Annotated in this window: 9 protein-coding genes; 6 read left to right on the forward strand and 3 right to left on the reverse strand. The window is 66.3% G+C overall.

The genetic code is table 11. The features are described 5' to 3' along the window. Positions 1-11: 11 nt before the first annotated feature. The 4 genes from VL15_RS28685 to VL15_RS28700 all read left to right on the forward strand — a co-directional run bounded on the left by VL15_RS28685 (position 12) and on the right by VL15_RS28700 (position 17440). Positions 12-15458, forward strand: a complete 15447-nt coding sequence (locus VL15_RS28685) for a YwqJ-related putative deaminase (RefSeq protein ID WP_196319631.1) — start codon at positions 12-14, stop codon at positions 15456-15458. Between the two features lie 2 nt (positions 15459-15460). Beyond that, complete coding sequence (locus tag VL15_RS28690; RefSeq protein WP_155420314.1) at positions 15461-16339, forward strand: hypothetical protein; 879 nt, start codon at positions 15461-15463, stop codon at positions 16337-16339. After that, the gene (locus VL15_RS28695) at positions 16336-16842 is read left to right on the forward strand and encodes an endonuclease V (protein ID WP_048250076.1); all 507 of its coding nucleotides are present in this window, start codon (positions 16336-16338) and stop codon (positions 16840-16842) included. Before VL15_RS28690 ends, VL15_RS28695 begins: the two co-directional genes overlap by 4 nt. A 133-nt stretch (positions 16843-16975) precedes the next feature. Beyond that, on the forward strand, positions 16976-17440 hold the full coding sequence (locus VL15_RS28700; protein ID WP_048250077.1) for a hypothetical protein: 465 nt from the start codon (positions 16976-16978) through the stop codon (positions 17438-17440). Between the two features lie 194 nt (positions 17441-17634). Here VL15_RS28700 and argG read toward each other — a convergent pair whose 3' ends face one another. The 3 genes from argG to VL15_RS28715 form a co-directional block, all read right to left on the reverse strand. Beyond that, on the reverse strand, positions 17635-18969 hold the full coding sequence (gene argG / locus VL15_RS28705) for an argininosuccinate synthase (protein ID WP_048250078.1): 1335 nt from the start codon (positions 18967-18969) through the stop codon (positions 17635-17637). 329 nt (positions 18970-19298) lie between these two features. Further along, on the reverse strand, positions 19299-20369 hold the full coding sequence (locus tag VL15_RS28710) for an FUSC family protein (RefSeq protein ID WP_048250079.1): 1071 nt from the start codon (positions 20367-20369) through the stop codon (positions 19299-19301). A gap of 156 nt (positions 20370-20525) precedes the next feature. Then, complete coding sequence (locus VL15_RS28715) at positions 20526-22058, reverse strand: sensor domain-containing diguanylate cyclase (protein ID WP_048250080.1); 1533 nt, start codon at positions 22056-22058, stop codon at positions 20526-20528. A 588-nt stretch (positions 22059-22646) separates the two neighbouring features. Here VL15_RS28715 and VL15_RS28720 point away from each other — a divergent pair. Next, positions 22647-24182, forward strand: coding sequence for an amino acid permease (locus tag VL15_RS28720; RefSeq protein WP_048250081.1), 1536 nt, complete (start codon positions 22647-22649; stop codon positions 24180-24182). A gap of 262 nt (positions 24183-24444) precedes the next feature. After that, positions 24445-24690, forward strand: a complete 246-nt coding sequence (locus tag VL15_RS28725) for a DUF3717 domain-containing protein (RefSeq protein ID WP_048250082.1) — start codon at positions 24445-24447, stop codon at positions 24688-24690. Positions 24691-24798 lie beyond the last annotated feature (108 nt).

The following is a 24798-nucleotide window of genomic DNA, read 5'->3' on the forward strand; positions in this document are numbered from 1 at the left end:
GAAAAAAATAGATGAACACGTCCAAGCGTAAGGTCCTGCAGCAACTCGCCGCCGCCGGTGCGGCGCGAATCGGCGCGCGTGCGCGGTCCGCGGCAGGTGCGCCGCGTTTCCTGGCGGTCGCACCGGTCGTTCACCCGTATCGCTGGTGGCAGCGGGCGACCTGCGCGATCGTCGCGCTGACGATGTTCATCGGACCGATCACGATGACGGTCGAGCAGGGGCGCAGCGCGGCCGGCGTGCTGGGCGCCGGAAACCGCCGCCTCGATGACGCTGCGTGGCGACGGCTGGTCGAACTGGCTACGATGCGCGTCCGGTTGTCGATGCAGATGGCGTCGGCGGCGCCGATCGTCGACCCGTCCGCGCCGATTACGTTTCAGCCGCGCATCACGCAGACGACGGGGGCGGGCGGCGGCGTGCCGGTCGTCAATATCACCACGCCCAACGCGGCCGGCATTTCGCTGAACCAGTATCAACAGTTCAATATCGACCCGGTCGGCCTGATCCTCAACAACAGCCTGATGTCGGGGACGTCGCTGACGGGCGGCAATGTACAGGCGAATGCGAACCTGAACGGTCGCACGGCGAGCGTGATCGTCAACCAGGTGACGTCGACAGGCAGTGCCTACGCGAGCCTGCTGAACGGCCCGCTCGAAGTGTTCGGCGCGCCGGCGGCGGTCGTCATCGCGAACCCGAACGGAATCACGACGCGCGGCACGGGCTTCACCAATACCATCGGCGTTTCGCTGTCGACCGGCGCGCCGCAGTTCCTGGGCAGCGTGGGCGGCGCGGTGACCGACTTTGCGAACGCGAAGGCGATCGGCTACAACGTGACCGGCGGCCATCTGCAGATCGAGGGCAATGCCGGCGTCAACGGGCCGGGCGCGGGGATCGAGGGGACGGTCGGCACGATCGACCTGATCGGCGAGACGATCGGCATCAACGCGCCGCTGTATGCGGGCACGCGGATCAACGCGGTTGCCGGGCGGCAGTTCGTGGCGCCGACGGCGGCGGATGCGTACGGCACCACATACGGCACCGCGTCGAACGGCGCGGCGAATTCCGCCGCCGCGATCAATGCCGCGAACGGCGGGGCGAACCGGTCGCTCGCGATCGACGCAACCGCGTTCGGCGCGATGACCGCCGGCCAGATCCAGGTGATCAGCACCGCGGCGGGCATGGGCGTGCGGGCCGACGCGCAACTGGCCGCGAACGCAGGCGACCTGCTGATGTCGTCAAACGGCGACGTGTCGGTCGCCGGGTCCGCCGCGCAGCAGCAGGCGACGCTGCACGGCGCAGGCAACGTATCGATGACGGGCGCGCACCTGGGCGTCGGCGGCTACACGATCAGCGCGGACGGAGACGTGACGTCGACGGGCACGACCCAGTCCGGCGGCAGGCTCGCGGTGTCCGCGGGCGGCAGCGTGAACGTCGCCAATGCGCAAGCCAGCAGCGACGTGGCGATCGCCGGCGGCGCGAACGTCACGCTGGGCGATGTGCAGACGGCTGGTGCGCTGGCGGTTGCGGCGCAGGGCGGAGCGGGCGGCGACGTCACGCTGAACGGCACGGCGCTGGCCGTGGCCGGCACGTCGCTGCGTGCGTCGCGCGACGTCCACGTCAACGGCCGGCTGGATAGCAGCACGGTCGATGCAAGCGCACAACGCAGCATCGTATTGGCCGGGCCGGTCAATGCATCCGGCGACCTGACGCTCACGGCGCGGGAAGGCGACCTCGCCACGACCGCGCGTGTCGCCAGCGGCGGGAACCTGTCTGCCAGCGCGGGGCGCGATGTCGCGGCGAGCGGTGCGCTGCTGGCGAACGGCGACGTGAGCGTGCGGGCCGGAAACAGCGCGAGCGTCGGCGATATCCACGCGGGCGGCACCATCGACGTGAGCGCGCAGGGCGGGGCCGGCGGCGGCGACCTGGCGTTCAACGGCAATACGCAGGCGACCGGTGCCACGCGCTTCGCCTCCGCGCGCGACATCACCGTGAACGGCATGCTGACCGGCGGTTCGACGTTGGCGCTCGACGCACGGCGCGACGTGACGATCGGCGCACAAGGCACCGTGCAGTCGGCAGGCGACCTCGCGCTGACGGCGCGCACCGGCAGCGTGACGTCGAACGGCACGTTGGCGAGCGCATCGAACCTGTCGGTGCAAGGCGCGCAGGACGTCGCGCTGCTCGGCACGACCGGCACCACGGGCGACACGGCGGTGAGCGCCGGCCGCGACGTGGCCGTGGGCGGCACGCTGTCCGGGCACGGCGGGGCGCGGATCGACGCCGGCCGCGACATCGCGCTGGGCGGCAATACGGGCTTCGTGAAGGACGTGCAGGCGCAGGCCGCGCGCAATCTGTCGATGACGGGCGCGCTGGCCGCGGTGAACGTGACGCTGGGTAGCGGCGAATCGATGACCCTGCACGACGTGCAATCGTCGGGCGCGTTGCAGGCGAGCGCGCAGCGCGGCTCGCTGACGGTCGACGGCGGTGTGACGTCGCAGTCCCGCGCCACGCTGCAATCGGGCGGCGACGCGACCGTGCTCGGTCGCGTGCAGAGTATCGATCGCCTCGACGTTGCCAGCGGCGGGAGTCTCGCGATCGCGGGGCGGGTCAACACGCTGTCGACGGGATCGTTCCGCGCGGCGAATCGCTTCAGCGTCGACGGCACGCTGCAGACCACCGGTTCGCTCGATATCACGAGCGGCGGGGACGCCTCGATCGCCGGCACGGTGAACGCGCTGTCGGACGCGGTGCTCGCATCGAGCGGTGGCGTGACGGTCAACGGCATGCTGCAGAGCGCGGGGCCGCTCGCGCTGACGAGCGGCGCGAATACGGCGATCGGCGGCACGGTGCTGTCGACGGGAGATGCGACCCTCAAGAACGCCGCGGGCTCGCTGACGAGCACCGGCGTGATCCAGGCCGGTCGCGACCTGCGGATCGATGCCGCGCACGCGGTCGATCTCGGCGCGAAGCAGACCCTCGCGCAGCGCGACCTGAGTGTGCGGGCGGGCGGCAACCTGAGCGCGGACGGTACGTTGATCGCGCAGCGCGACGGCACGCTGAACGCGGGCGGGGCGCTGGGCGGCGCGGCGGCGATTGCGTTCGGGCAGGCTGCGACGCTTCAGTCGGGCGGCGATACGCGCCTGACGGGCTCGTTGCGCGGCGACACGGTGCAGACGCAGGCGGGTGGATCAGCGTCGCTGCACGACGTGCAGGCGGTTTCGTCGATGTCGCTTGCCGCGACGCAGGATCTTGCGACGACGGGCAGCCTGATCGGCAACGCAACGACGACATTGCAGGCCGGGCGCGATCTCGGCGTCAGCGGCGCGGTTCAGTCGTCGCAGACGCTGACGCTGGCAGCCGGTCGCGATGTCGCCACCAGGGGCGCACTGCGGACCGACCAGGATCTGCACGTTCGTGCGGGAAACAACGCAGCGATCAGCGATATGCAGGTCGGCACCGTGCTTGACGTGAAGTCGCAAGGCACGGCGGGCGGTGGCGACGTGGTACTCAACGGCAACGCGATCGTCGCGGGCGTGACGAACGTGCAGGCGGCGCGCGACATCGCCGTGAACGGTTCGCTTACCGGCGCCACGCAGGTGGCGCTGTCGGCGCAGCGCGACGTCGGCGTCAACGGCAGCGGCGCCGTCCGCGCCATCGGCGATCTCGCGATCACCGCGACGACCGGCAGCATCGCGTCGGCCGGCACATTGAACGGCGCAGGCGCGCTGACCGCGAATGCGGCACAGGATGTCACGCTGACGGGCACGACCGTGTTCACCGGCGACATCGCCGTGACGGCGGGCCGTGACGTGACGGTCGGAGGAACGCTGGCAGGTCGTGGCGGCGCACGCGTCGACGCGGGGCGTGACATCGCGCTGGGTGGTAGTACAGGATTCCTGAAGGATGTGAAGGCGCAGGCGGGACGCAACCTGTCGATGACGGGCTCGCTCGCCGGCACGAACGTGACGCTGGGCAGCGGCCAGTCGATGACGCTGCATGACGTGCAGTCGTCGAGTGCATTGCAGGCCCATGCACAAAACGGGACGCTGACCGTCGACGGTACGGTCACGTCGATGTCGACCGCGCAGCTCAAGTCGGGCAGCGATACGACCGTGACAGGCACGCTGCAAAGCGCGGGCCATCTCGATCTGACGAGCGGCGGCAATCTCGGGATCGGCGGCACCGTCAGCGCGTTGTCCGATGCGGCCGTCACGTCGAGCGGCGCGGCGAGCGTGAACGGGCTGTTGCAGAGCGTGGGCCCGTTGACACTGACGAGCGGCGCGAACACGTCGATCGGCGGCACGGTGCTGTCGACGGGTGACGTTACCCTCAAGAACGCGGCGGGCTCGCTGACGAGCACCGGCGTGATCCAGGCGGGCCGCGATCTGCTGATCGACGCCGCGCACGCGGTCGATCTCGGCACGCAGCAAACCACGGCGCAACGCGACCTGACGGTGCGCGCGGGCGGCGACCTCGTCGCGAACGGCACGGTGATCGGCCAGCGCAACGGCATGCTGAATGCCGGTAGTGCGATGGGCGGCGCGGCGGCGATCGCATTCGGGCAGGCGGCGACGCTTCAATCGGGCGGCGATACGCGCCTGACGGGCTCGCTGCGCGGCGACACGGTGCAGATGCAGGCAGGCGGGGCGGCGTCGTTGCACGACGTGACGGCCGCGGCGATGATGTCGCTCACGGCCGCGCAGGATCTCGCGACGACGGGCACCGTGGTGGCCGGCTCGACGGCGACGCTGCAGGCCGGCGGGAACCTGGACGTCGGCGGCGTGATGCAGGCGGTCGGCGATATCGCGCTGACCGCGACGAACGGCAGCGTGTCGACCAGCGGACCGATCGCAGGCAACGGCGCGATCGACATGCAGGCGGGTACCGACATCCTGCTGAACGGAACGGTGGGCGCGGCGCGCGGCATGTCGCTGAACGCGGTTCGCGACGTTTCGACGACGCAGGCCCTGAACGTGCTGGCGAACGACCTGCGGATCACGGTCGGCAACAACGCCGGCGTGGCCGATGTGCAGGCGGGCGGAGCGTTGTCCGTCACCGCCCGAAACGGCGACGTGGCGTTCAACGGTACGGCTGCGGCGCTCGGCGAAACCACCGTGACCGCAGGGCGCGACGTGGTCGTGCGCGGCACGCTCGCCGGTGGCGGCGACGGCACGAGCGCGACGCATGCGCCGACGTCCGTGCAGGCCGGGCGCGACGTCCAGGTAACGGGCATGCTCGCGGGCGGCGCAACGCTCGGCGTCAACGCCGCGCGTGATGTGACGATCGGCAACGCCGGTCAGGTCCAGGCGGCCGGCGACATGACGCTCGCCGCCGGCGCAGGCAGCGTGACGTCGCAGGGCACGCTCGCGGCCGAACGCAATGTCGTGCTGACGGTGGCGAAGGACGTGTCGCTGACCGGCAAGACCAGCGTCGGCGGCGATGCGGCGTTGACGGCCGGGCACGACCTGACGCTCGGCGGATCGGTCGTGGGCAGGGGCGGCGCGACGCTGAACGCGGGCCACGATGTGGCGATCGGCGGGAACACCGTCTTCGCGAACGACGTCACGGCCAAGGCCGGCAATGACCTCGCGGTCATCGGCGTGCTGCAGGGGCGGGCGGTGTCGCTGAGCGCCGCGCGCTCGGTCGCGCTGAAGGACGTGCAATCGAATGCGGCACTGACCGTCAACGCGAAGGGCGGCGCACTGGCGATCGACGGTACCGTCAACTCGCTCGCCGGCGGCACGTTGAACGCCGCCGGCGACCTCACGGTCAACGGCGCATTGCAGACGGCCGGATCGCTGAATGCGGCGAGCGGCGGCACCCTCGCGATCAACGGGGGCGTCAATGCGCTCGCCGATGCGACTTTGCGTTCGGCTGCGGACCTGAATGTGAACGGCACGCTCCACGCGGGCGGCCCGCTGGCGGCATCGAGCAATGGCGCGCTGTCGGTCGGCGGCAAGCTCGACGCGGCCACCGATGCGACCTTGAGCGCGGTGCGCGGCCTTGTTGTCGACGGCACCGTCAACGCCGGCCGCAAGCTCGACATGACGAGCGGCGGCCCGACGACGCTGCGCGGTGTGGTCAACGCGGCAGCGGCGGGTGCGCTGCGCTCGGACGGCGACATCACGGTCAACGGTACGCTGCAGGCGGCGGGGCCGCTCGACGTGATCGGCGGCGGCAACACGACGGTCGGCGGCGCGCTGGTGTCATCGGGCGACATGACGCTGCGCAATGCCGCGGGCGCGCTGACGAGCACCGGCACCCTGCAATCGGGCGGCAACCTGTCGGCCGACGCGGCCGGCACGATCGATCTCGGCCAGGGGCGCACGACGGCGCTTGGCGATTTCGCGGTCAACGCCGGCCGGGATCTGCGCACGGACGGCACGGTGATCGCGCAGGGGCGCGGCACGCTGACGGCCGGCGGCGCGATCGGCGGGGCGGGGGCGCTGGCGTTCGGCGGCGCGGCGACGCTGCAGTCGGGCGGCGACACGCTGCTCACCGGTTCGCTGCGCGGCGACAAGGTCGACCTGAATGCGGGCGGTCATGCGACGCTGCACGACGTGACGGCGGGCGCATCGATGACGCTCGCATCGGCCGGCAACCTGCGCACGACCGGCGCGGTGACCGGCAACTCGGACGTGCTGCTGCGCGCAGGCGGCGACATCGATCACAGCGGGGTGTTGCAGGCCATCGGCAATGCGACGTTCGATGCGCGCGGCGGGCATGTCGCGTCGACGGGCTCGATCGCGACGAACGGCGTGCTCGCGGTGAAGGCGGGCACGGATATCGCGCTCGGCGGCAAGACGGCCTCGGCGCTGAACACCGCCCTGAGCGCCGGCCGCGACATCGCGATCGGCGGCTCGCTGGCGAGCGGCGGCGCGTTCGATGCGATGGCCGGCGGGAATGCGGGCATCGCCGGCACGGTGCTGACGATCGGCGACACGCATGTCGGCGCGGCCAACGATATCGACGTGACCGGCAAGCTCGAGGGCCACGGGGCCGGCACGCTCGGCGCCGGCCGCGATCTGACCGGCGCGGGCACGATTGCGCTCGCGCAGGCCGCGACGCTCGATGCGGGTCGCGATGTCGTGCAGGGCGGGCTGGTGCAGGGGCACACGGTTGCAGTCACGGCGGCAGGCAATGCAAGCGTGACGAACGTGCAGGCGGACGATACGTTGTCGCTGAGGGCGAAAGGATCGCGCGCGGATACCGGCCCGGGCAACCTGACGATCAACGGCACGGCCGCTGCGGGCGGGCGGATCGATGCGATCGCGGCGCAGGACGTGTCGGTGCCCGGGAAGCTTCAAGGGGCAACCTCGGTCGGCATCGACGCGGGGCGCAACGCCGTGATCGCGGGCGCGGCCCAGTCGGGCGGTGCAATGACGATCGCCGCGCACGCCGGCGATCTGGCTGCGACCGGCGGGATCAACAGCGGTGCGGCGCTCGACGTGACGACCGGACGCGATCTGTTGCTCGGCGCGACGACGAGCGCGGTTGGCGACATGGGGCTCGCCGCTGGGCGCGATCTGGACACCGGCAGCGGGCTGCTGATCGGCGACGCGAACGGCACGCTGCGCGCGGCGCGCGATATCGTCGGCGCTGGCAAGCAGTCGTTCCTGCAAGGTGCGTTCGACGCCGCCGCGCAGCGTAATGCGGTATCGGGCGGCCTCGTTCAGGCGAGGAGCGTGCAGTTGACGGGCGGCAACGATGCGTCCGTCAACGATGTCGTATCGGCGACCTCCTTCGACCTGAAGGCGCTCGGCCACGCCGGCGGCGGCGATGCCGTGGTGCGTGGCGCCGCGCAGGCGGCCGGTGCCGCGACCGTGACCGCCGCGCATGACGCGCGGGTGACGGGCACACTGGCGAACGGTGCGGCGCAAACCTTGAGTGCGGGCAACGATGTCGTCGTGAGCGGCACGTCGCAGTCTGCCGGCGACATGAAGGTGGCCGCATCGGGCGGCAACGTGCAACTGAACGGCACGACGACGTCGGGCGGCGCGCTCGATGTGCGCGCCGGCGTCGATGCGCAATTGAACGGGACGATCGCCGCGGCCGGCATGACGACACTCCAGGCCGGCCGCGATATCGGCATCGGCGGCAGCGTGGCCGGGCAGGCTGGCGGCACGCTGACGGCCGCACGGGACATCACCGGCGCGGGATCGGTGGCGTTCGGCCAGGCCGCGACGCTCGCCGCGTCGCACGAAGTCGCGTTGTCGGGGGCGCTGCAGGGCGCGAGCGTGTCGGTGACGGGCGGCAACAATGTCGGCCTCGTCAGCGTACAGGCGGTGTCGGGCGATCTGTCGGTCGTCGCGAACGGCAATGCGGGCGGCGGCGACGTGACGCTTGGCGGCGCGGCCACCGCGCTTGGCGCGTTTTCGCTGCAGGCGGCGCGCGACATCAACGTGAATCACGCGATCAATGCGGGGGGGACGACGGGCATTACCGCCGCACGCAACGTCGCGCTTGCCGACGTGAACACGGCCGGCGACCTGAGTATCACCGCGTCGAACGGCAGCGCCGCAGCAGCGAACGTGACCGCGCGCGGCAACCTGAACGTGACGGCAGGGCAGGCGATCGCGTTGTCGGGGCAAACCGTGTCGGGCGGCAATGCGACGCTGGCGTCCGGCGGCGACATGACGCTGGTCGGCAGCATCGCCGCGCAGCAGGCCGGCAAGCTGACGGCGGGCGGCTCGATCGACGCGGCATCGATCGCGTTCGGCAAGCAGGCCACGGTCAGCGCGGCGAATAGCATCGCCGTGAAGGGCGGCGTCGCGACCGACGGCGATCTGGCGATGACGGCCGGCAACGACCTCGCGATCGGCAGCGCGCAGACGGGCGGTGCGATCGACTTGCGCGCGCAGGGACACAACGGCGCCGGCGACGTGGTCGTGAACGGCAGCCTGACGTCCGGCAAGGCGGCGACGATCGCCGCCGCGCGCGACGTGGTGATCGCCGGCAGCGTCGGCAGCGGCGCAAGCCTGACGGCCGGCGCGGGACGGAGCCTCGGCATCGCCGGCGCAATTCGTTCGAACGCCGATACGTCGCTGAGCGCGACGAACGGCAATCTCGTCGTGGGCGGCGACTTCGTGTCCGTCGGCAATTTCGGTGCGCGTGCCGGCGGCACGCTGGCACTGCTGACGGGCGGGCTTGCCAACGGCGACACCACGTTGACGTCCGGCGGCGCGATGACGCTCGGCGGCGCACTGTTCGGCCTCGGGGGCGCAAGTCTCGACGCGGGCGGCGCGATCACGGGCGGCAGCGCACTGACGTTCGGCAAGGATATCGGCGTCACGTCCAGCGCGGGCGTTACGCTCGGCGCGATCCAGGGAGCAGGGAAGTTCACGGCGACGTCGACCGGCGACCTGTCGCTTGGCGCGACGACCGCGGTCGGCGGTGTGTTCGCGACGTCGCAGGCAGGCAGCGTCGCCGTCAACGGCGCGCTGCGGTCCGGCGGAAACGTGCAGATCCAGGCGGCGAACAACGCGCAGGTGACGGGCGCGGTGTCGTCGATGGGTACGGTGAACGTCAACGGCGTCAATGGCAATGTGACGCTCGCGGGCGTGTCGTCGAACGGCGACACGACGCTGCATGCCGGGCAGAGCCTCACGCTCGGCGGCTCGAGCGTCGTGGCCGGTCAACTGGGGGTGTCGGGCGGCAACGTGACGCTCAACGGGACGGTGACCGGTTCGAAGAACGTGACCGTCTCCGCGCAGGGGACGGTCGATGCCGCCAACGCGACGATCGTCGCGTCGCACGACCTGCAGGCGAGCGGCGCGAACGTGACGCTCGGCAACGTGACGGTGGGCGGCGCGCTGAATGCACAGGCGTCGAACCAGCTCACGCTCGCGGGCGGTCACGCGGTGAACGTGGTCGGCAATGCGGCGCTCACGTCGCAGAACGGGCTGTATAACGCGGCGCATGTGCTGGCCGGGTCGCTCAATGTATCCGCGCCGAATCTGACGAACGCGGCGGGGGCATCGCTCGCGTCGATCGGCGCGACGACGATCAACGCGTCGAACTTCACGAACGCGGGGCTGGTGAACGGCACGACGACCAACGTGACCGTGGGCGGCGGGCTGACGAACGTCGGCGGGTCGCTGATGGCGGTGGATGCGCTCGGCATCAATGCGGGTTCGCTGAACAACCAGAACGGGATCATCTTTGCGGGGAATCCGAGCGTCGGGACGGGGGCGACCGGCGATGTGTCGCTGACGGTCAATGGCGGCAACGGCGCGCTCAACAACGCGGGCGGACAGTTGCTCGCGCAACGGAACATGGGCATCAACGTCGCCAACATGACGTTCGATCCGCTGCAGGGGACGATCAGCCAGGGCGGGAACCTGTCGATCACCGCCGGCTACGTGAACGTCGGCGGCACCTGGAACTACGGTGGGCAGAGCGTCGCGCTGACCGGCCTGAACGGCATCGCGAACTACGGCACGATGACCGGGACCGCGGCGCTGACGTTGTCGTCCGGCGGCGGGACGTTCGAGAACCACGGGCAGGTCAGCGGCCGCGACGTGACCTTCAACGGCACGCTGAACAACGCGGGCGGTGCGGTGATGCACGCGGACAACGCGTTGACGCTGAACGGCAATACGACGAACCGCGGGACGGTCGAGGCGGGGAGCGTGCTGACCGTATCCGGCTGGAACTACGACAACCAGGGGGCGACGACGCAGTCGAGGGGGGATGTGGTGTTCCGCCTGGGCGGAACGCTGCAGAACACGGGCGGGTCGATCAATGCCGGGCGGAACATCAGTATTTCGGCGGGCGCCGTGGTAAATGACCAGACGCCACCGACGGGAGCGGTAACCACGAGATCCGTGGTCGAAGACCCGAACTTGCTATGGTCGGGCACCGTCGGCTCGGAGTCGTTCCAATACTACGGCCCCGTCGCCAACGACAGCGGCAGTACCTTCTACGGCACCCTCAGCGGCAATCGGAACGTGACGCTTGGCGATCTGCTTGCGCCGACGGGCACCGTCCACGGCTACGACGTCGGGTATTTCGACGACAGCCCTTGCCCCCGGGACTGCACGTTCAATCCGAGCTCGCCGGTGGCCGGGTCCGGATATGTCACATTCAATCAAGTGATGACCGCCACCCGCTATGGGAACAGCGGAAATGCATCTAGCCAGCCGATGTGGTATGTCGGAACCGGCCCGCAGCCCGGCGCAGTAAAGACCGTTTCGCTGAAGTTGCCGACGATCTATCAGACTTCCACGAGTCAGCAGCCGGGTACTTCGGGTGTCATTTCCGCAGGTGGCTCGATTGACTTGTCTGCGAATGCGTTGTCGAACCGTGGGGGGCAAATTGCGGCCCAAGGTAACGTGTCGCTTGTCGTCCAGAATCTGAGCAATGGCGCCGTGGTGCCCACGGTGGTGAACCAGTCGGTAAGGCAAGTCGATCAGGGTGAATATTCGGCATTCCTGTCGCAGCTGAAATCGCTCGGAATTGTCTCCGTCGCGAACTCTGGAAATGTGAATTACAACATTGCCCCCGCGCAATTCAACATTTCCACGGGGGCTGGGGCGCCGTCGTCTACCGGGACACTCAGTTCTTCGACGCCTACGGGCATGATTGCGGCGGGTAGCAACCTGACGGTCGGCGGTGGCAATCTGGTTAACGAAGGTTTGCTGTACGCCGGCAACAACGTTGGCATTGCGTCGGGGACGCTCACGAATCAGGGCGGCAACCAGCAGAACTATTCGAGTCAGGTCGGCTGCGCATCGGGGGTGCCGAACGCCGCCTGCGGCAATGCGGGTCAGCCGCGTGGCAACAATCCGACCACGACGACGTTCAGCTATGCGCAGAACAACGCGACGATCTACGCCGGTCATGACCTCGTCATCGCGGCCGGCCAGATCAACAACACGTACGGCAACCTGCTGGCGGGCCACGACATCGTCATCGGCGGCGTCGGCTCGACCGCGGGCTCGACCACGCCGGCGCAGAGCCTGAACAACACGTCGGGCAATATCGTCGCGGGCAACGACATCAAGCTGAACGTCTCGGGCGCGATTACCAACAACCTGCCGCCGCCCGTTCCGGTCCACGAGAACTACGGCAAACAGGAGAAGTATTCCGGCTGCATGACCGCCGGTGGTTACAAGGAGAGCTACTGCGAAGGTTATGTCGACCAGCAGTCGGGCAGTTCGTCGGTGATCAGCGCGGGCAACAACCTGCAGGTCAACGCGGGCAGCCTGACGAACATCGGCAGCCTGATCGCGGCCGGCAACAACGCGACGATTTCCGTCGCGGGGCCGGTCGTCAACGAGGCGCAGGTGCTGAACGCGTACTGGCACTCGCACTGGGTGCAGGAAACCGGGATGTTCAGCAGCGACAAGCGCCACGACATCTGGGCCTGCGGCACGCCGGAACAGTGCAAGGCGCTATATGGGAGCGCCTATACGGGCACCGGCGGCACCATCAATCCGCCGACGCCGGTCGGCAACATCGCGGCGACGATCCAGGCGCCGAACCTGTCGATTTCGTCGGGCGGCCAGATCCAGAACGTCGGCAACGTGCTCGGCACGTCGGTGTCGTTGAGCGGGCAGAAGCTGATCAACGGCATCACGACGCCGAATACGTATACGCCGCAGGTCGCCGCGCCGCAGCGCGTGATCACGCTCAGTCCGGTGACGCTGCCGGGGCTGAACCTGTCGATTCCGCGTGCGGTCGGGATGGGTACGCTGCCGACGCCGGTTGCCGGCAAGGCGTCGTACGTCAACGAGTCGCTCGGCGGAAGCGGGCTGCTGGGGGCGCAGGATCTGCTGAACAACCTGCCGCCGAATCTCCAGCCGTCGTCGACGCTGTTCTATTTCAATCCGCAGGAAGAGGACCTGCTGCTGCAGCAGGCCGCACTCCAGCAGACGGGCAAGTCGAGCTTCGTCGATGGTTTGTCGTACGACAGCAAGCACAACATGTCGGTGACGGAGCAGGCAAAGGAGTACCTGTACGGAAACGCACTCGAGTATTCGAAGTCGCACGGGCTGCAGCTTGGCGCGGCGCTGACGCAGGAGCAGATCAACACGCTCGACAAGCCGATGCTGTGGTACGTCGAGCAGACGGTGCCGGACCCGACGTGTCATGCGACCGGAACGGCGTCGTGCCCGACGATCACCGCGCTGATGCCGCAGGTGTATCTGTCGCCGAACACGACGGCGATGTCGGCCGGCGGGAACATTGCCGGCACGGACGTCGCGCTGAAATTCAACCAGGACGGCAACGGCAGCATCCTCAATACGGGGAGCATCACGGCGTCGGGGACGCTGAGCGTCGACACGCACACGCTCACCAACCAGGCGAACCAGGTCGACGTCGGCGCGATCTGGCAGAAGGTCGATGGCGGTTATCTGAACACGACCGGCACGGTCGTGCAGCCGGGCGGGTTCATGAGCGCGGCGAACATGGATCTGAATGTTCAGGCGCTGAACCAGATCGGTGGGGCGTTGCAGAAGCTTGCGGCCGATGGAACGATCGATCAGGCCGGGACCCAGCAAGCGCTTGCAGCGCTTCAACACCAACTCGGCGGCAATTTCACGCAGACGGCCCTGAGCGACAACCTTCATCAGGATTTCGTGAAGGAAGGCGGCTCGTTCGGGATGACGCAGATCTTCTCGATGGTGGTCGCTGTTGCCGCAGCGGTCATGATGCAGCCGGAAATTTCGGCTGCGATTGCATCGATGTCGGGAGCAGCCGACGCGGCAGCCACAGCGGCATTTATGGCGGCTCAGCAGGGGCTGACGGGCGCGGCCATCACCGCGGCGGCAAGTGCCGCAGGTGGTTCGCTGGCCGTTGGCGGCTTGGCCAACACGATGATTGCAGTCGGGTTGAGCGCGTTTGCATCCAGCGCGCTCGGTCAGGTCGTTGCGAGCGGTAAGGTCGATATCGCCGCGAGCCTGAAGAATGGCCTGATCGGCGCGGTGACTGCCGGGCTGACGAACGGGATCACGTTCGACGGCGCCAGCGGTTCGTTCGGTTTCAGCGCCAATGCAGCGTTTGAAGGCAGTGCGCCGAGTCTTGCGGCATGGGCCGGTGTGCAGAACACGGGCAATGCGCTGGTGCCGCAAGCGGGTGCGGCATCGGGATCGTTGCCGAGTGCAATGCTCGCGTTGTCTGCCAATGCGGCGATTCAGGCCGGCACGCAGACGTTGATTGGCGGGGGAAGCTTCCTCGATAGTCTGCGGGACAGCTTCGTTCGGGATGCGGCTGCTTCTGCTGCATACGCGATCGGTAATGCAAAGGCTGTCGGCGACTTTGGCGACGGTCTTCCAGAAACGCTGGCCCATATGGCCTCGCACGCGGCGCTCGGCTGCGCGGCTGGCGCCGCGACTGGTCAGGGGTGTGGAGGAGGGGCGATTGGTGGGGCTGTCAGCGCGCTTGTTACGTCACGCCTGGTTGATCAGGCAGGCGGCGCCGCGACCTTGACAGATGGCCAGCGCGCGACGATCGTCGGCGTGTCGACGTTGCTGGGTGGTTTGACAGCTGGGATTGCCGGGGAGGATGCACAAGGTGGGGCTGCTGCGGCGCAGAACGAGGCGCTGAACAACGGGTCGGCGGTTCACGGTATGCCCGAGAGTCCGCTGCGCAAGGCACTGGATATCGCGTGCGGCGGTGGTACCAAGCCATGCGACCCCCAGTTGCTGAAAACGTTGATGCAGGCACAGGGCGCCAATGCGGATCAAGCATCAGGGATGATGAATGCTGCCGCTCCTTATGTCGGAGGGGTGCTCGGCGGTGTGCTGGGTGGGGTGCTGTTCGGTCCGGGAATTGCAGCTGGATGTGTAGCAAATGCCGTCCTTTGTGCAAACGAACTGACTATACTCGCGGCGGAGGTCTATGCCGGTCTGAATGGTATGCCTGTAGGGACAGGCGCCTCAGTCCTGACAGGTGTGTCGTCGCCAGCCGTAATGGGATCTGCTGTCAGTGTCGAGGCGCGAGCGGTAGGCGAGGCGCGGTTGCTCATCGCGGAGGGAAGCAAAAATCCTGCAGTCTCGGTAGGGGGATCTGCCGCACTTGGCATTCAAACTCCTCCGTTCAGCAACATTCTTGCAAAGGTGCCGACGTTTCCCGGAGTCAAGATGTCTGCAGATGGCGATACGTTTGTGATTGTCGATCAGGGTAAATTTGTGGATGCGGTTGCTCGCGCGTATAGCAATTCCGGTCAGAAGCTTAATGGCCAGACAGTTCGGCAGATCGAGGGCTATATTTCGAGTCACGACTCGTTTCCGACCATAGCAGGGATACCTGGCTTGCACGCGGAGGTTCAGTCTTTGAACTACATCTACAACGCAGTGCCGAATCCGGCCACGCTGAACCTGGCTGATATCAGTATTGCGACCATAAAGCTGGGGCGGAGCAGTGCGGCCGGAACTCAAGGAGGCGCGTTCACGGCATGTCGGAATTGTAGTGGGATCATTCCACCCAAGGTTAATGTCATTACCGGGAGGCAATAGAGTTGAACAGGGTAAATATCGAGTTGATGGAGCGGAAAGGTGGGCGATATTTTCTTTCCAGAAAGGAGTTTTCTGGAGTTGCCTTCGAAATTGGGAAAGATCAAAGGGTGCGCGCGATAGAGCTGGTGGATGGTGTCGAAGTGGGGGACTACCGTCCAATTTGTGCGAGCCCTAGTGATGGATTTGATCAGGTTGATCTGACCGGAATGTTGTCTGACTATGAGGTGCCGTTGTACCAGGGGCGGCCATTCAGCGGAATCGGATATGAATTTGATGACGGTGCCTGCACGCGGGAAGTCTTTCTGCGGAATGGCATCGTGTATTCAGAGGCCAGGTGGACCGAGGCTGGAGGGATGGTTTATTTTGACGTTCCTAATGATGAATTTGGCGAGGTTTATGAGTGGTATTCGTCAGGTGGGCTGAAGAGTGTAGATATAACGACCAATGTCGAGTTTTATGGCGGGATGCGTTTTTCTGAGGGCGGGCGGCTCGTAATCTTGAGTGCGTGCAACGGTTTTCTTGAAGCTATTCCGCGAATAGTAAGGAAGGCTCGATTTTTTCCCGTTTCTACAGTTCACGATGTCGAGAAGCTCGAGGTATCAGATGATCTGACTCTCTTTGGCGGAGATGTTGGAGATGAATTCTTTCGATATTTGAGCGATTGCGGGATGTTGAGGGATGTTGCAGTGCTCAAATTGGCAAATGTTGGCGTGAAATTCTTGAGCTTGGCGGATCTTCCGCATTTGGGAGAATTGCACGTCGACGGATTCGAGTTAACGGGCATCAAGCACGGCAGTGGCGAGTACCTTGATCTTGAGTCATTTGTCAAGGGAGGCAACTCCTCCGTTAAGATTTTTGTGGACGGGCGTGAGGTAACGTGATTTTAATCGTCGACGTGTCCTACTCCGATGACAGCGCGCTCGCCGCAGGAATGGTGATTGAATCCTGGGAAAGCAACGTAGTGGTCGAGAGACTGACGGCCAATGTCGATAGTCTGGCAAGCTACATCCCCGGAAAATTCTATTTGCGTGAATTGCCGTGCATCATCGAGTTGCTGAAGCGTGTCGAACATCCGCTTGAATGTATCGTCGTCGATGGCTATGTGACGCTTGGCGCCGACGAGTGTCCAGGCCTCGGTATGCGGTTGTGGCAACACCTTGATGGCAAGGTTCCGGTAGTTGGCGTCGCAAAGACCAAATTCCTGGGAACGCCAGAAAACGCAGAAATTCTCCGCGGAGGCAGTTCGAAGCCGCTGTTTGTTACTGCTGCCGGTATCGATTTGGAGTTGGCAAAGAGCAATATTGTGAAAATGGTCGGGAAATTCAGAATTCCGGACCTGATCAAAGCCACTGACAGACTCTCTCGAAATTCGGGCGACTCGTGATGGCGAGGCTTGATGGTGCCGACCTGTTGTGCCAAGCGCCGGCATGCATGGCGTCCTCGAAAGTGGGCGTGAGCGCGTAGACAAGCTCAAGGTAGGGCCACCTCATACTGGATAAATTTTCAAAAGAAAAATAATGAATAATTCCAAATCATTCGACTTCGCATCGTTTGTATCTGTTAATCAGTGTGCTGGCGTTTCTGGGCTTGACTATGTTCATGTTGTCTATAAGGATCGCGGTCTGGTTTATGATTTTCTTTTCCGCCTTGGGAAATTGTTTTTGCCAGATTTCAAGGTTGTGGGCGGGGCGATATTCGTCTCTGAATTGTTCCGTGACGAAGAGTACAAAAGGCTGCTGAGCGACGGAAAGGCTTCTCACGAAATTCAATTCTGGATAAATCTGATTGAAATAACGGGGATGTTTGATGACATTGATACCGACCAGGCTGCCGAGCTCGCAAAATTGATCGTCGATGGCTGGAATGCGAAATTACAGAGGGAGTTTGGCGATGTGTCAGTGCCGGCGCGGGTCTTATGTGACGATGAAACCGGGGAAGTATTTGTAACGATCGGACATCAAGACAAAAGGGCCGGCGAGTGACCGCTTGCACGTACGGCGGCCGAGAAATTCAGCGACGAGTGTCTGCAAGAACTTGCAGGCTGAACGCCGGCGACCAGCAGCGACGTTGCTTGACGACGTGAAGGAAGCCAGGCTGGCGCTTCACTGAGGAAGGGAGATGGTGTAACACAGCCGGGCGGCAGAACCCGCCGCCCGGCCGCAATCAACAGCGCGACTTACTTCTCGTCGCCCTTGATCTGCGGCAGCGCCGACGCCTCACCCGGCGTCAGCAGCCCGACTTGCGCATACACGCGCAGCTTGTCGCGCGTATCGGTGATGTCGAGGTTGCGCATCGTCAGCTGGCCGATCCGGTCGCGCGGTGAGAACGTCGACGCCACCTTCTCCATCGACAGGCGTTCCGGCTGATACGTGAGGTTCGGCGACTTCGTGCTCAGGATCGAGTAGTCGTTGCCGCGGCGCAGTTCGATCTTCACTTCGCCGGTGATCGCGCGTGCGACCCAGCGCTGCGCGGTTTCGCGCAGCATGATCGCCTGCGGGTCGAACCAGCGGCCCTGGTACAGCAGGCGGCCCAGACGGCGGCCGTTCTCGCGGTACTGCTCGATCGTGTCTTCGTTGTGGATGCCGGTGACGAGACGCTCGTATGCGATGTACAGCAGCGCGAGGCCCGGGGCTTCGTAGATGCCGCGGCTCTTCGCCTCGATGATCCGGTTCTCGATCTGATCGCTCATGCCGAGGCCGTGGCGGCCGCCGATGCGGTTGGCTTCCAGCAGCAGCTCGACCGGGTCGGTGAACTCGATGCCGTTCAGCGCGACCGGCTGGCCGGCTTCGAAGCGCACCGTCACTTCTTCCGCGGCGATCTTCACGTCGTCGCGCCAGAACGCGACGCCCATGATCGGGTTCACGATCTTGATGCCGCTTTCGAGGCTTTCGAGATCCTTCGCTTCGTGCGTCGCACCGAGCAAGTTCGAATCGGTCGAATAGGCCTTCTCGGCCGACATCTTGTACGCGAAGCCCGCCTGGCGCATGAATTCGGACATTTCAGCGCGGCCGCCGAGCTCGTCGATGAACGTCTGGTCGAGCCACGGCTTGTAGATCTTCAGGTCCGGGTTCACGAGCAGGCCGTAGCGGTAGAAACGCTCGATGTCGTTGCCCTTGTACGTGCTGCCGTCGCCCCAGATGTTGACGCCGTCTTCCTTCATCGCGGCGACGAGCATCGTGCCCGTCACGGCGCGGCCGATCGGCGTCGTGTTGAAGTACGTGACGCCGGCGGTCGTGATGTGGAACGCGCCGCTTTGCAGCGCCGCGATGCCTTCGGCGACGAGCTGCGCGCGGCAGTCGATCAGACGGGCGCCGGCTGCGCCGTATTCGATCGCACGCTTCGGGATCGCGTCGTAATCGTCTTCGTCGGGCTGGCCGAGGTTCGCCGTATATGCGTACGGGACGGCGCCCTTCAGTTTCATCCAGTGCAGCGCGGCGCTGGTGTCCAGGCCGCCGGAGAAGGCGATACCGACCTTCTGGCCGGTCGGGAGGCTTTCGAGAATCGTGCTCATAGGAATTACCGTGGATTGGGTCCGGAGGGATCGTATTTCGCGGAATATGCGAGTATCGGCTGTCCGGGAAGTTGGGGCAAGGGCTGATTTTCGCGCGGATTCGTCGTCGGGCCTGTCGCGGCGGGCCTGGCGGGCGGTTAACCAGGTGGAGAACGCCGTGCGAATCGGTGCGAAATGGCGGCCGAAACGGGCTGGGCAAGCTGCAGTCGCGGGTCGTATTTCCGGGGCCGGATCGGTGGAAGGGCGGGGCCGTCGTCGTCAGGGCGTCGACCCACCGTGCCGAAAGGCATATGAAAGACGGGCGTGCGAAACCCGGATTCCCGCTTGCTTCAGATATTCCACGACTGAGCGGTATCGAGCAGCTTCTCGCGCAACTGATCGACTTCGCCGGCCAGCTTGGCCGTGATCGACACATAGCCGGACAGTTGCGGCGGCGGCGCGTCGTGCGGCGGATCGGCCGGCCGGCGGCGCGGCGCGAGCCGGCCCGGCGTGCCGAACTTGAGCGCGCGGCTCGCGCCGACGAGCGTGTCGCGGATGCGCCGGTTCACGGCTTTCATGTCGACGCGCATGTATTCGCGGGCCGCGACGTCGTCGCGGGCCGGCACCGCGCTCGACAGGATCTCCAGGTAGCCGATGCACAGGCGCAGGCTGCGCTGGATCGCCTCGAGCTGCATCATCGACGTCTCGCATTCCTTCGACACCGACGGCATCAGCGAACGCAGCTGCACGAGCAGCGCGCTCAGCGCGGCCATTTCCTTCAGGTGCGTGTCGTCGCTCACGTGGCGGTCGCCCGCGAGCCGCGCATGCACGGCCGCGCACGCGCGCAGCGCGTCGGCGAGCTTGTAGCGCCACGAGTAGGTCGCGTAGAGCGGCAGCGCGAACGAGAACGCCAGCGCGATCGCGATGCCGGTCAGCACGTTCACCGCGCGCCACAGGCCGTCGACGATCTCGTTGTCGCCGTGCCCGGCCACGATCACCATCGTGATCGCCGACAGCAGCGCGATATAGCCGGCCTTGCCGATCGCGTGATACGCGCAGAAGCCGCAGGCCACCGCCATCAGCAGGTAGATCGCGAGCGGCGCGTGCACGACCGAATACAGCACGATCAGCCCGAGCCCCGCGAGCGCGCCGATCGACGTGCCGAGCGCGCGCTCGGCCGCCTTCTTGCGGATGTTGCCGTGATGCTGCAGCCCGCCGACGACGATCAGCACGGTGATCGTCGACCATTCGCCGTGCGGCACGCGCAGGCCGGTGGACAGGCCGATCGACACGAGAATCGCGAGCGCGACGCGCGCCGCATGGATCAGCTTCGCGTGCCGGTAGCGGCGGTACGGGTCGAACAGTGGGCGAAGCGCGTTGCGCAGGAGCAGCGGCAGCCGGGTAGGGAGAGAGGCGGTCATGACGGAACTGGGGTGGCCGGAACGCGCACGGCGGCCTGCGCGGGCCGGCGCCGCGCCGCGTGCGCAGCAGACGTAACGTAGCCGAACGCGCGCGGGCTGTCCACGGTGGGGCGGTCCGGCCGGGCCGGCCGCCGCGTTACGTCACATCACATCACGTCACGCCGCGTCTTGCGTCTGCTGCGCGTCCGACACGCGGTTGCGGCCGCCGGATTTCGCGCGGTACAGCGCTTCGTCGGCACGCCGCAGCAGCGTCGCGGCGTTCATGCGGCCGTCGGCGGCGGTCGCCGTGCCGATGCTCGCCGTGACGCGCCCGTACGGGCTTTTCACGTGGTCGATGTCGAGCCCCGCGATCGCGCGCCGGATACCTTCGGCGACGGTCGCCGCCCCTTGCGCGTCGGTGTCGGGCAGCGTGACGACGAATTCCTCGCCGCCGTAGCGCGCGACGTGGTCGCCGTCGCGGCGCAGGCAGCGCGACGCCGATTGCGCGACGCGGCGCAGCACCTCGTCGCCGGCCAGGTGCCCGTAGTAGTCGTTGAACGCCTTGAAGTGATCGACGTCGACGAACAGCACGGACAGCGGGCGGCCGCTGCGCGCCGCACGCTGCGTCTCCTTCGTGAGCACCGTGTCGAACGTGCCGCGGTTGTCGAGGCCCGTCAGCGAATCGGTGTGCGCGAGCCGGTACAGCTTCGATTCGGCGATCTGCCGGCGCTTGAGCTCGCGCGACAGCGCCAGCGAACCCCACGCGATGAACCCGGTGAACAGGCACATCAGCACGACGGTCCAGACCGCGCGGTGGTGCCACGACGCGTAGATGTCGATCTCGGCGGGCGCGACGTCGACGATCAGCGGCAGGCCGGCGAGATGCTTGTAGACATAGACGCGCCGGATGCCGTCGATCGCGCCGGTGCCCGTCAGCTCGCCGGCGCGGCTGTGCAGCGACTCGATGAACAGCGGCGAATCGTGCAGGTCGAGGCCGACCACGCGCGCGTCGTACGGCAGGCGCGACACGAGCGTGCCGTTGTCCTCGACGATCGCCGCGCTGCCGTGCTTGCCGACCGCGAGGCCGTCGAGCAGCGCGCGGAAGTAGTCGACGCTGAGCGTGCCGACGACGATGCCGCCGAACGTGCCGTCGGACAGCGTGATCCGGCGGCTGAGCGCGATCGTCAGTGCGCCGCCGCGCAGCCGGGACGCATACGGCCGGCTGAGGTACAGCCCCTGGACGAGCCGGTCGCGCTGCGCGGCGAAATAGTCGCGGTCGGCGAAATTTCCGTTGCGCGGCGGCGATGCGCCCGAATCGATCACGATATTGCCGTGCGGATCCATCACGAAAATCGACCCGAGATACTCGCCGGTCGCCGCGCGGTCGAACAGCAGCCGGTGGCGCTGGCGCGGCGGCAGTGTCATGAGTTCCGGATCGGCGATGCCATCGACGACGTTTTGCAGCGACAAATCGTAGAGTTCGATATTGCGCGCGATATCGCGTTCGATCAGCAACATCAGGTTGCGCGCATTTTCGACCGCATGGTCATACGCGTCGCGCCGTGCCTCGATTAATAGCGACGTGGAAAGTCCCCAACTGAACATCAGCAGGACGATGCCCGCAACGAGCACGCCGCGGGGCGACAGAATGCGTGCCACGATCGACACCGTATGGCGGCGCAGCGTGGCGGGCAGTGGGAATGACTTCATCCTCGAGGGGTGGCGGGCGGCGGATATTCGCGTCGTCGACGGTTCCGCGCGCTGATTATTTCGAATTAAGCCGCATTATCTCGCGAATTCCTGCAACTCGCGTGCACATGCAAAACATGCATGCGGGAACGGCGATTCGAAACGATTACGCATCATTACCGCATTGCACGCGGGCGATTTGATTTGAATCAATTATCAGTATCGGTCGTTTTGTCTGAATAATGGTGCGCGCACCGGTTGATTTGGCGTATCGACGCGGTATTTGGCGGATTGCGACAGGAAGGCGCGTACTTTGTGCGAATCGGTAAACCGGATAACCCCCATGCATTTGTGGTTATTGCACCGGGACGCGCCATGAGTGGAACGGATGCCGCCAACTCCTTGATTCTGCGAAATCTCCGTCGCGGCGACGGGCGTTTGCGCGTGCGCTGTCCCCGTGACGAATCAGGTAGAATCCGCGCTTCGCCGCAGGCGCCCGCCGCGCAACGCGTATCGGGGCCGCATCGAATGCATCGCAGGACGCGCCTCGCGCTCCGATTCCGCATGCGCCGGCTACGGATGCCGGCCCGCTCAACGTTCGTCTCGTTTATGTCCGCAATTCCGAAATCCGACCCACCCGGTTCGTCCGCGAACCCACCCAAGCTTCATCGCGCGCTGAAGGCGCGCCACCTGACGATGATCGCCATCGGCGGCTCGATCGGCACGGGCCTGTTCGTCGCGTCCGGCGCGTCGATCTCGCAGGCCGGCCCTGGCGGCGCGATGGTCGCGTACATGCTGATCGGCCTGATGGTCTACTTCCTGATGACGAGCCTGGGCGAGATGGCCGCGTTCATGCCGGTGTCGGGTTCGTTCGCGACCTACGGCGCGAAATACGTCGACGAAGGCTTCGGTTTCGCGCTCGGCTGGAACTACTGGTACAACTGGGCGGTGACGATCGCGGTGGAACTGGTCGCCGCGCAGCTCGTGATGCACTACTGGTTTCCGGACGTGCCGGGCGTGTGGTGGAGCGCGGCCTTCCTCGGCGTGATGTTCCTGCTCAACGCGCTCACCGTGCGCGGCTTCGGCGAAGCCGAATACTGGTTCGCGCTGATCAAGGTCGTTACCGTGGTCGCGTTCATCGGCGTCGGCCTGCTGATGATCTTCGGCATTCTGAAGGGCGCGCCGAGCAACGGCTGGGGCAACCTGACGATCGGCGACGCGCCGTTCGCGGGCGGCCTGCCGGCGTTGATGGGCGTCGCGATGATCGCGGGCTTCTCGTTCCAGGGCACCGAGCTGATCGGCGTCGCGGCCGGCGAATCGGAAAATCCGCGCACGACGATCCCGCGCGCGGTGCGCCAGGTGTTCTGGCGCATCCTGCTGTTCTACGTGTTCGCGATCTTCGTGATCGGCGTGCTGATTCCCTATACCGACCCGAACCTGCTGAAGACGGACGTGACCGACATCGGCGTGAGCCCGTTCACGCTCGTGTTCCGCCACGCGGGCCTCGCATTCGCGGCCGGCGTGATGAACGCGGTGATCCTGACCGCCGTGCTGTCGGCCGGCAACTCGGGCATGTACGCGTCGACGCGGATGCTCTACACCCTCGCGACCGAAGGCCGCGCGCCGAAGGTGTTCGCGAAGCTGTCGCCGGGCGGCGTGCCGCGCAATGCGCTGTATGCGACGACGGCCGTCGGCGCGCTGTGCTTCTTCACGTCGCTGTACGGCGACAAGACCGTATACCTGTGGCTGCTGAACACGTCGGGGATGACGGGTTTCATCGCGTGGCTCGGCATCGCGGTCAGCCACTACCGGTTCCGCAAGGGCTACGTGCAGCAGGGTTATGCGCTCGACCAGCTGCCGTACCAGTCGAAGTGGTTCCCGTTCGGCCCGCTGTTCGCGTTCGTGCTGTGCCTCGTGATCGCGCTCGGGCAGGACTATCAGGCGTTCCTCGCGAACCGGATCGACTGGGCCGGCGTGATCGCAACCTATGTCGGCATTCCGCTGTTCCTCGTCGTGTGGCTCGGTTTCCGGTTCCTGAAAAAGAGCCGTTTCGTGCGCTACGAAGACATGGAAATCGCGCCGTGGATCGCCGCGAGCCGTGGCGCGCAGCCGCAGTCGGTGACGAATCGCGAAACCGCGGGCTGACGCGGGCGCGGCACGCAACCGCGCGACGCGCGATGAAACGGGAAGCCTTGCGCTTCCCGTTTTTTTTGCCCGGCTTTTGCCTGCACGGGGTCAAAGCCGGTTATATTGCCCGACCCTACCGGGCCACGGCCCGGCCGGCGCGACAGGCGCAGCGCGGATCGGCATCCGGCGCGCGCGGCGCGCGGCGGCCGGCGGCGCCCGGCGTTTCCATCGTTCCATCCGGGCCGGCACGGCCCGCGGAGCGCGCATCCCAGAGGAATCCATGAGCGCATCACCCGCCGAGCGGAAGGCCGGACCCGTTTCCATCGTGCGAATCGAAGCCGCGATCAACGCGTGGCGCGAAGTGTATCCGCCGGCGCCGGACGGCGAGGACGGCTACGCGCTCGACGCCGGCAGCAACTGCCTCGCCGAGCTGTACGGCACGATGATCTGCTATCAGCTGCCGGACGTGCCGCTCGACTCGCTGAGCAACGCGCAGCGCGATGCGCTCTACGCGACCGAGGTGTGATGGGCGGTCGTGACGCTGCCGTCAGGCGGTGTCGATGAAACAACGGGAAGCTTGCGGGCTTCCCGTTTTGCTTTGGGCGGCGCGTGGCGGCGCGTGGCGGTTGGCGCC

Source organism: Burkholderia cepacia (assembly GCF_001039005.1).
GTDB lineage: Bacteria > Pseudomonadota > Gammaproteobacteria > Burkholderiales > Burkholderiaceae > Burkholderia > Burkholderia theae.

Coding starts and splice junctions, on each gene's coding strand:
- VL15_RS28685 (WP_196319631.1), top strand. CDS start 12: ATGAACACGTCCAAGCGTAAGGTCCTGCAGCAACTCGCCGCCGCCGGT.
- VL15_RS28700 (WP_048250077.1), top strand. CDS start 16,976: ATGAATAATTCCAAATCATTCGACTTCGCATCGTTTGTATCTGTTAAT.
- argG (WP_048250078.1), bottom strand. CDS start 18,969: ATGAGCACGATTCTCGAAAGCCTCCCGACCGGCCAGAAGGTCGGTATC.
- VL15_RS28710 (WP_048250079.1), bottom strand. CDS start 20,369: ATGACCGCCTCTCTCCCTACCCGGCTGCCGCTGCTCCTGCGCAACGCG.
- VL15_RS28715 (WP_048250080.1), bottom strand. CDS start 22,058: ATGAAGTCATTCCCACTGCCCGCCACGCTGCGCCGCCATACGGTGTCG.
- VL15_RS28720 (WP_048250081.1), top strand. CDS start 22,647: ATGTCCGCAATTCCGAAATCCGACCCACCCGGTTCGTCCGCGAACCCA.
- VL15_RS28725 (WP_048250082.1), top strand. CDS start 24,445: ATGAGCGCATCACCCGCCGAGCGGAAGGCCGGACCCGTTTCCATCGTG.